A 1,086-nucleotide genomic window follows, 5' to 3' on the forward strand; every position below is an offset into this window, starting at 1 on the left:
GACACTGTAGTTAAAACGGGACGCTTGCGATCGGCATAATCGCTTGCCGCAACAAGGCGTTGCTCATAGTGTGGAGGCACATTCCCCACGCATAAGGACCGCATGATGAGCACCGAATACCGTATCGCCAGCCCGCATTTGACGCAGTTCGTTCAGGCAATTTGGCGCCAGGCCGGCAGTACGGCGCGCGAAGCCGAGCTGGTGGCCGATCATCTGGTGCAGGCCAATCTGGCCGGGCACGATTCGCACGGCGTCGGCATGATCCCCAGCTACATGGCGTCGTTGGCGCAGGGGCAATTACAGCTCAATCAGCACGCCGAAGTGGTGCGCGACGCTGGCGCGGTGCTGACGCTCGACGGCGCGCGCGGCTTCGGCCAGGTGGTGGCCAGCGAAGCGATGGCGCTGGGCATTGAACGCGCCGGCAAGCTGGGCCTGGCAGCGGTGGCGCTGCACAATGCGCACCATATCGGCCGCATCGGCCATTGGGCGGAGCAGTGCGCCCGCGCCGGTTTTATCTCGATTCACTTCGTCAACGTGGTGGGCGATCCGATGGTGGCGCCGTTCGGCGGCAGCGATCGCCGCTTCGGCACCAACCCGTTCTGCGCCATTTTCCCGCGGCCGGGCCGCACGCCGCTGCTGTTGGATTTCGCCACCAGCGGCATCGCCTTCGGCAAGACTCGGGTGGCCTATAACAAAGGCTTGTCGGTGGCGCCGGGCTATCTGATCGACGAACACGGGCAACCCACCACCGAACCGAAGGTGATGCACGAAGCGCCGTTCGGGTCACTGTTGCCGTTCGGCTTGCACAAAGGCTATGCGCTGGCGGCGATGTGCGAGATCCTCGGCGGCGCGCTCTCCGGCGGCCGCACCACCCACGACGCTACGCTGAAAGCCGACAGCGACGCCATCTTCAACTGCATGACGACCCTGATCCTCGATCCTCAGGCCTTCGACGCCCCGCAAATGCAGGCCGAGGCCGAAGCGTTTATCGGCTGGGTGAAGGCGTCGCCGCCGAGCGGCGAACAGCCGATCGCGGTGCCGGGAGAATGGGAAGAGGCCAACCGCGCGACGCGGCTGGAGCAGGGC

Annotated in this window: 1 protein-coding gene; it reads left to right on the plus strand. The window is 65.4% G+C overall.

The annotated features are described in order from the left end of the window. Positions 1–105: 105 nt before the first annotated feature. Positions 106–1,086 (plus strand): malate/lactate/ureidoglycolate dehydrogenase (locus ACGF8A_RS34575; RefSeq protein ID WP_393114812.1); only part of this gene is annotated, 981 nt, incomplete at its 3' end.

The sequence above is a fragment of the Streptomyces sp. NPDC047706 genome (assembly GCF_043204795.1).
In the GTDB taxonomy this organism is placed as follows: Bacteria; Actinomycetota; Actinomycetes; order Streptomycetales; family Streptomycetaceae; genus Streptomyces.